This is a genomic window from Dawidia cretensis, from assembly GCF_018598175.1.
Taxonomy (GTDB): domain Bacteria; phylum Bacteroidota; class Bacteroidia; order Cytophagales; family Cyclobacteriaceae; genus Ohtaekwangia; species Ohtaekwangia cretensis.
Window position 1 is genome coordinate 102,081 of record NZ_JAHESE010000028.1, and the last position, 6,079, is coordinate 108,159.

Sequence of the window (6,079 nt, forward strand, 5' to 3'; positions counted from 1 at the left end):
CACCAGCGAAGCCGGAACTGCTTTTGTGATTTTTGGAAAATAGAGGACGATTAGTATAGTCAGCGCGGCCAGGCCCAGCATCGTCCAAAGGGCTGTGCCGGTAAGCCAGGTGGTTCCGTAGCGCCCGTACCACCCGATACCATCCTCGGGCGTCCACCTAAAACGGCCGTGACCAGGCCCGTTAAAAACGCAGCATACAATCCGGTCAAAGGCGACAGACCCGCCAGGATGGCAAACGAGAGCGATTCGGGTATCATCGTCATGGCAACGGTCAGGCCGGACAAGACTTCCGTTTTGTAGTTTATTTCTGACGGAAGTCGAATAGATTGACAAAAGGCTTCATGGACGGTGGATCGTGCGACGGAAAGGGGCAAATATACAGGGAATTTGGTCCTTTGGGAGGGAGAGGGGGGACGTTTGGGGAACATCCGTTGTGTAAACGCAAATTCCTATATTGAGATTGAAATTAATATGTATGAGTCTTTACGCAGGTGTCTACGTACAATCCCGATTAGGAAAGTCGGAGTTGTTACGGTTAATCTTAGAAAAGTTAGGAGGCCAATATGATAAGAACTCGATGACGACATTTCAAATGGATATCTATCTCGATAAAAATGAACAGTATAATCAGGAAAAGAGCAAGCGGTTTCCTGATGGGTTTCTATATTTTCATTATCTCCTTGACGTAGATCATTCAGACGTTGGTGAGGATCGGATTTATATTGATCAACTTTCGCAAGTGTTGGAATTTCTTTGGTCTATCGATACACCGGCGGTTGCTGCTTGCGATTTTGAGGGACAGTTGATTAAGAATGGTGGATATAGGAACCTACTGCTGCTTTGGCCGCAGTAGTAATACAATCCTGATTTTTACCATGAAAGCAATACTTTTGATTAATTTTTTTTGCGGATAAAAGCAACGCTTCATAACTCAGCGTTGGGGCAATACTAAAAATAAAACAATGCTAGAAACCCAAGGCTGGATTGAATACAGCCCATACTTCACACAAGAGGAACGAGATGAAGAGCATTCATGGTTGACGTGGATGTGTGTGAACTCCATTATTGACCACGTGGATAAGGTGACAGAAACCCTTTTTGGATACTCCAAAAGGATCTTACGAAAAGAGTTTGAAATAGAATCATTAGCAAAAGACAGGGGTATTCCGATCAATGCATCCTACATAGTAAAAATGGAGATGGAGAAGATTGAGGCATTTGAACAGAAATATGGTACCGGAGAAATATTTGGCTATTCCGTAATTTATTATGACGAGATTAGGAAAGCAGCACTTTCAATTCCAGCCGATAGTCTTTGGAAAAAGCTGTTCGCGCTAGTAGAATTATTCAAAGCTCTTAAAGGACTGGAAGATAATCAGATCAGATTAGTTGTTTGGTTCGAATGGTAAAAAAAACCACAATAAAATAAGGCTTTGTGTAGAACAGAACTGCCGAACGTTAGCCAATGTTGCAGGGTAGGCATAGATAGCGGTGAGGATCTGATAGGCTGTAAGCCCTGGTAGGTTTAGCCAACTGTGTAAAAGGTCTTACGGTCTTTTGTGGATGATTATTCTTATTTTCCTAGCGTCTATCGGCTTCTGAAAGGCTTCCATTAAAGGCGACATTGATTCTTTTTTTTGGAACCCAATGCTACGATCTAATTATATAGTCGCCTTTGTCAATTATTCGTTGTCTGGTTTTTTCATCATCGATAATCTTTAAAACTGCTTTGCTAGCTATTAACCTATCAATAATACAGTAGGCATATATGCTGGTTTTGATCCCAGTTCCGGGACCATTTCCACCTTGTGCACCAAGACCATGGAAGTGCGTTTCAACTTTAATTGCGTTTTCGTTGCTTTTCGCATTTCGTACAATTACGGGATCTCCCTTTTTATAACGGCCATCTGCGGTATGTCCCTCGATTATGAATTCTTCGTTTATACGTATTTCAGGGTTATTGGATAGTCCTACATAGCAATCTGCATATGTGGCAAGGCAATCTCTTATGAATATCTCAAAATCGTCGATGATTTGACTGTTGTTTATTTCTTCTTTTACTGTGTGTGATAAGGGTTTCATTTGTTTATTCCTTCTATTTGAGAGACCTTAATTGTTAAAATTATGCTTTTAAGATTCCTAATCGCTCAATCTTTCATGCTTCATTAGGTAGCTTTTCATGAGCTACCTTCAATATAGTAATAATCGTTAGTTGCATCTAATGTCGCTTGCCTAAATTAATGAAAATGCTAAATTAATCATCAATGCAATATCTTACCGACCGGAAGTTTAGGATTATCCTGGTTTCCAAGAGCCATTAAATTAGTACTTTTTTGCATTGTTTGTCGTTTAGATTATAAGCAAATACTTTTAGGGAAATCTAAACTTCGACTATAATTTGTTGTCGCTATTTTGATTAGCTGATTAACCTTTGAAATAAATTATTCCAGGCAAGCTCTAATTCCGTTGGAACGTCTTTCATAGTTCTATCGAATTGATTAATAACAACTCTCGCTAATTCGACCTTCCATCCACTTTTTTCTAAAGTTACGTTATTGACCTTTGCCCATTCTTGAATCTGATCTATAATTGGTTCATCTTTCTGGTAAAACTCGTCAAAATAGTTGCCACCTCTATATAAACGATCAACAACTTCTATTAATTTTTGGGCAGGCATTAAATCTTCAATTTCATACCCTTTCTCGCCGAGAAAATTAGCTACTTCGAGAATTCGGTCCTGGTTTTCTTTATATGTTCCTGCACTCAGTTGTTTAAGATATTCTTTTCCAACTTTATCAGAATCTAATAATATGTAAGGGAGTTTGTTATCTCGTGATGTTACTAATTTAGTCACGGGTCCCATGCCTCTTACTCCGCCAGTAGGAATAAATACAAGCTCTTTACTGTTTAGAATTTTGCCTTTACTAATTAGATAGCGCTTAATCATAGTTAGATAAATTTGATCACTTGGTCCCTCAACCAGTACAGGTATGCATCCGAGCAAAAGAGTGTCTGATACAGTTAAGCCCAACGCTGCATGAACCGGATAAATGGATTTTTCAGCGTCGGCTTCATCATGTCTGAGGTTCGAAGATATTTTTGTACGCCCAGAGGATTTATCGATAAAAACAGCTTTAACATTTGCTAAGTTATCCATATCAACTAAGAAAGGAGAATGTGAGGTATAAATCAACTGATTGGTTTCGGCGAGCTTCCTAAAGAACTCAGCTAAATCATATTGCGCTAAAGGATGTAGAGAGAGCCCAGGCTCGTCGAGCAAAAGTATGGCATCTGAATGTTCTTGTTTTGTTTCCACGAGAAATACTAAGAAAAAGCTAAAGAACCATTGTAATCCTCTACTTCTACCTTCTAATTCAATAGATTCCGGACGAAGCTCGTCAGAAACATTAATTCTGAAATGACTTCCGTCTGCCTCGAACGAAAAAATATAATTTCCTTGTTGCCACCATTGTTTAAAACTTTTAGTTAGTTCACTGGCTGCGGATCTAAGTAAGACTCCTCTTTCTTTCTTTTTTTTCGCCCATTCTGCTATTTCCTCTTCTGATAGGTTCTGCTCTTCTCTGCTAACTTCTCTTTTGTATGTGTCGACGGTTTTTATTATGATCTTTCTGTCATTCCCCAGTTCATAAATTTCATTAGGAGAAAGTTTTACATACCTAAAAAGAACATCCAATGTTCTTGCCTTTGCGCGTGCAGACTCGGTAAGATCAGTGCGCTTCAAATCTTCAATAACCCTAGGTAAATAGATTTCGCTATCAAGGTTTCCATAGTCAGAATAATAAACAAATTTTGGTATATATTTAAGAATGAGTTGACGGATTTCCGCGGTTGTTTCAATGGATTTTCCATCGAAAGAGCCTAGTATTTTGTTAAGTGATGGAAGTAGTTTTTTATTGAAGGGCTCCGGAAGGTTTTGTTTTTTCCCAAATTCTCCTAATAGTGATTTAGTTGTGTCTATAGCAGCGATAATATCTTCTTTTACTAGAAATTCTGAATCTGTTTTAGGCGATAGGTTGCTAACAACTAGGTCAATTTTATTGCGAAGGTCGAAATCTTCCTTTATATATGCTTCAAGATCATGAAGTTCCTTAAGAAATGTTTCAATAATTACTTTAAATTGTTTCTTAGGGTAAGAATTTATTTTTGTGTATGGTAATGAGATGTAATACGTTCCGCTATACATTCTCTGTATATGCGTAACGCGGACCTGCTCGATATCACATGCGCACGCTTCAGCAATTTGAGTACTAACGTTTTGCGTCAATTCAAAATCAGCCTTAATGAACACGTCTTTTTCATGTCCATCGATTTTATATTGGCTGTAAAGATGCCTTGGGAAGTCGGATAGTGGAACTATAGGTTCGCCGTTCGCTGGGTTAAGTTTCCAGAGAGCTATCAATAGATTTGTTTTACCTGCTTCATTTGTTCCAACCAAACATGTATTTCCACCGGCATCTATCCAATCACTTTCTTCAATAGATCTAAAATTAATGACTTTATAGCGCAGAAGTTTTGTGCTCATTGAATAAGGTTCGTTATGTGAAAAGTGGGCTTTATATCCGGCTAGGCAATAGTTAATTGCGGTAACAGGAATTTTCATTAGAAACGGTAGCCGCGTTCTTTCGAAAATGTGGGTTGTTAATCAGGTCTAAAAACTCACGTACTACTTAATTTCGTATTGCTGAGTAAATTTCAGTTTTGACACTGTTCGTATATCCATCTTCTTTTGTGAAAATAGCAACAATCTTAGCTATCAGCAAGAGCCAATGAAGAAATTCACTCATTGCTCGTGCTGCATAGACTAATATATGATGTTGTCGATGAGAAACGATTTAGAAAGAAAGCTAATATCTAGCTGCGCAAACTTTCTTCAAGTTAAACATCCCCATGAAATGAACTTTGCAAAGCATTCTAAAAACGCAAAAAAAAGTATTGAGAATCAGTGCTTTTTACTCTAAAAGTCAAGGACCCCCGATCTCGAAGCTCTGGTGAAGGATTGGGTATTGTATGGGTGTTAATTGGGACTTCGTGTAAATGCGATTGAGCTTTTAGGTATCATCCGGGGTATTTTCAGAAGATTGTCCGTAGAGTTTTTTACTTCGATGCGGCGCTTTCCGAGGCAAAATTTGTATCCTAATAGCTTAGGAACAGACCGTTATACAATGTTTGATGAGTTTTGACCTGGATGAAAATGATTTTGCGCCTAAGATAAATATACAGCAAGACAATTATTGTTGGCTCCAATGGGCCGGTTTGACTTTTGCTTCCATGGCATAAAAAAGGACGTGTACCTAGAACGAACATTTCGGCAGAGAGTATAACACCTTTGTAACTCTAGCCAGAGCCCAAAAATTGTCTGCTCATTAGATGCACCCAGCAAGTGAGGAAATATGTCTCGTGGTTTTTAAGGTCAATTATATTATAGATCAGCAGCAGGTAGTAATTTCCTTTTAATAAAAAAAACATTAAATTGACTGGATATAAATTTGCTCATGGTTGTATCTTTCAGTTTTACCTGTCAATGAAAAATAAAATATTGTCGGACTTTGACTTAAACCATCGGAAATTTGAAGATTTTAGGTCCAAGCTGGAAATCATTCTGGCTGATTTGCTCCAATTAAATCTGATAAAAGTTCATCAGGTTACTAGTAGAGTGAAAGACAGAAATAGTCTAGAAAGTAAGATTGATTTAAAAGACAAATACAGCGATTTGCATCAGATAACAGACCTTGTTGGTCTAAGAGTTATCACTTATTTGGAAAGTGATGTCGATAAGGTAGCTGAGATAATCAAAAATGAATTTTTGATTGACTCTGCCAATTCAGTCGATAAGCGGAATTTGAAATCTGATCAATTTGGTTACAGATCACTACATTATGTGATGAGCTTAAATGAACTCCGGAGTGCACTTCCAGAGTATAGGCAGTTTGCTTCGATTAAAGCAGAGATTCAGATTAGATCGACGCTGCAGCATGTTTGGGTGGATATTCCGGACCATGTTGACCCCGACAGAACGAATCGCCGTCTGAACATTTGCGTGTGTTGAGATTTAGCAAAT

General features: G+C 38.3%; 6 protein-coding genes. 3 read left to right on the forward strand and 3 right to left on the reverse strand.

Annotated features, from left to right (window positions below; all coding sequences use genetic code 11):
* Nucleotides 1-59 precede the first annotated feature (59 nt).
* Nucleotides 60-284 (reverse strand): SulP family inorganic anion transporter, encoded by a 225-nt coding sequence (locus KK062_RS30985; RefSeq protein ID WP_317195805.1) that lies wholly within the window; start codon nt 282-284, stop codon nt 60-62.
* A 308-nt stretch (nt 285-592) separates the two neighbouring features.
* On the opposite strand from KK062_RS30985, the gene KK062_RS22520 reads away from it, so the two are divergent.
* Together KK062_RS22520 and KK062_RS22525 are read left to right on the forward strand one after the other, a co-directional pair.
* A complete protein-coding gene (locus KK062_RS22520) occupies nt 593-853 on the forward strand; it encodes a hypothetical protein (RefSeq protein WP_254086616.1) in 261 nt (86 codons plus the stop codon).
* Between the two features lie 109 nt (nt 854-962).
* Nucleotides 963-1,409, forward strand: coding sequence for a hypothetical protein (locus tag KK062_RS22525; RefSeq protein ID WP_254086617.1), 447 nt, complete (start codon nt 963-965; stop codon nt 1,407-1,409).
* A gap of 241 nt (nt 1,410-1,650) precedes the next feature.
* Here the strand turns inward: KK062_RS22525 and KK062_RS22530 are convergent, their stop codons facing one another.
* The gene (locus tag KK062_RS22530) at nt 1,651-2,082 is read right to left on the reverse strand and encodes a hypothetical protein (RefSeq protein WP_254086618.1); all 432 of its coding nucleotides are present in this window, start codon (nt 2,080-2,082) and stop codon (nt 1,651-1,653) included.
* 334 nt (nt 2,083-2,416) lie between these two features.
* A complete protein-coding gene (locus KK062_RS22535) occupies nt 2,417-4,621 on the reverse strand; it encodes an AAA family ATPase (RefSeq protein ID WP_254086619.1) in 2,205 nt (734 codons plus the stop codon).
* Nucleotides 4,622-5,542: 921 nt separating this feature from the next.
* On the opposite strand from KK062_RS22535, the gene KK062_RS22540 reads away from it, so the two are divergent.
* Entirely contained in the window at nt 5,543-6,067 is a 525-nt protein-coding gene (locus KK062_RS22540; protein WP_254086620.1) for a GTP pyrophosphokinase, read from the forward strand.
* Nucleotides 6,068-6,079 lie beyond the last annotated feature (12 nt).

Coding starts and splice junctions, on each gene's coding strand:
- KK062_RS22530 (WP_254086618.1), bottom strand. CDS start 2,082: ATGAAACCCTTATCACACACAGTAAAAGAAGAAATAAACAACAGTCAA.
- KK062_RS22520 (WP_254086616.1), top strand. CDS start 593: ATGGATATCTATCTCGATAAAAATGAACAGTATAATCAGGAAAAGAGC.
- KK062_RS22535 (WP_254086619.1), bottom strand. CDS start 4,621: ATGAAAATTCCTGTTACCGCAATTAACTATTGCCTAGCCGGATATAAA.
- KK062_RS22540 (WP_254086620.1), top strand. CDS start 5,543: ATGAAAAATAAAATATTGTCGGACTTTGACTTAAACCATCGGAAATTT.
- KK062_RS22525 (WP_254086617.1), top strand. CDS start 963: ATGCTAGAAACCCAAGGCTGGATTGAATACAGCCCATACTTCACACAA.